Origin of the sequence: Clostridium peptidivorans (genome assembly GCF_900205925.1) — a bacterium.
In the GTDB taxonomy this organism is placed as follows: Bacteria; Bacillota; Clostridia; order Clostridiales; family Clostridiaceae; genus Clostridium_AK; species Clostridium_AK peptidivorans.
Window position 1 is genome coordinate 1 of record NZ_OAOD01000050.1, and the last position, 1,464, is coordinate 1,464.

Annotated in this window: 1 protein-coding gene, 1 tRNA gene and 1 rRNA gene; all 3 read right to left on the reverse strand. The window is 29.6% G+C overall.

Annotated elements, in window-relative coordinates; genetic code table 11:
* Nucleotides 1-364: 364 nt before the first annotated feature.
* A complete protein-coding gene (locus CRN98_RS17240; protein WP_097028639.1) occupies nt 365-1,111 on the reverse strand; it encodes a peptidylprolyl isomerase in 747 nt (248 codons plus the stop codon).
* A gap of 150 nt (nt 1,112-1,261) precedes the next feature.
* Nucleotides 1,262-1,337, reverse strand: a tRNA-Phe gene (locus tag CRN98_RS17245).
* 8 nt (nt 1,338-1,345) lie between these two features.
* Nucleotides 1,346-1,462, reverse strand: a 5S ribosomal RNA gene (gene rrf / locus CRN98_RS17250).
* Nucleotides 1,463-1,464 lie beyond the last annotated feature (2 nt).

A 1,464-nucleotide genomic window follows, 5' to 3' on the forward strand; every position in this document is an offset into this window, starting at 1 on the left:
ATTTAACTGTTAAGTAATTGACTGGTTTCTATTCTCTGTTCAATTTTCAAAGACCCTGTCGCTCCAAGCGACTTTTATATAGTAACATTTCTGTTTCTTCTTGTCAACATTTTTTTAAACATTTTTTTAAATCTTTGTTGACTTACTTGCCGTTTGTTTCGACGACATGTGTTATTGTATCACATAAGTATTGTTGTTCCTTTATAGTATAGATAAACAATGAAACATATATACTCATTTCTTTTATTTACTTAATAATACTCCAATTTACTCATATTGATACATCTGGCAATGTTGTTATTATAAAATGCAAATAAAAACACACAAAGCTAAATCTTCGTGTGTTTTATCTCATTAATTAATTTTATTCTTGTATATTCACATTATATTTTTTCTTTAAATTATCTATAAAACTTATATACATTTCTTTTTGTTTTTCTTGTAATACTTGTGCATATATACTACCCTTTACTTCATCCAATGATATTATACTTTCTGGACTTTTATCTTCTACAAATATTAAATGGTATCCAAATTGAGTTTTAACTGGTTCACTAATTTCTCCTGCATTCATATCAAATGCTGCTTTTTCAAAAGGTGGAACCATTCTTCCATGTCCAAAGGTACCAAGAGCTCCGCCTTTGTTTTTAGATGGACATGTGGAATACTTTTCAGCTGCCTTTTCAAATTTCATTCCACTTTTAATTTCATTTAATATATTATTACACTCTTCTAATGTATTTACTAATATATGTTTTGCAGTTATAGTTTCTTCTGTCTTAAACATTTCCTTATTATCTTCATAAAACTTAACTATATCTTCTTCATCTACTTTAACACTAGAAATAATCTTTTTTATAGCTATTTGCGTAAGTATTTCTTTTTTTGCATTTTCTAATTGAATTAAAAAGTCCTTATCTTCTTCCATATTATTATCTTTAGCATATTCGTAGAGTACTTCAAAACTTACAATTTCATTTAGTAATTCTTTTTTTCCTTCTGGTGTTGTTAAATGCTGCTGTCTATCAGCTGGAAATCTTAATATAATTTCTTGTAAATCCTTATTAGTTATATGTTTACCATTAATTGTTGCAATAATTTTTTCTTCCATATCTTTGCTCCTTTTTTATTTATTGTATACTTAAAATACCACTATAATAATTATATCTTATAATCTTATAATCTTATAATAAAATATCAATTTTTTTAGTTAAAGAAACATAAATAATTATAAAGTAAAAAACCCTGCTTTTGCAGGGTTTGGTGGCTGGACCAGGAATCGAACCAGGGACACGAGGATTTTCAGTCCTCTGCTCTACCGACTGAGCTATCCAGCCATGTATTCATCTGGCAACGACCTACTCTCCCACCGGGCCTCCCCGGCAGTACCATTGGCGCTTTGAAGCTTAACCTTCGTGTTCGGAATGGGTACGGGTGTTACCTTCAAGCCATAATCACCAGATG

Bases quoted from the DNA above. Each gene is read 5' to 3' on its own strand.
- CRN98_RS17240 (WP_097028639.1), bottom strand. From the start codon at position 1,111: ATGGAAGAAAAAATTATTGCAACAATTAATGGTAAACATATAACTAAT.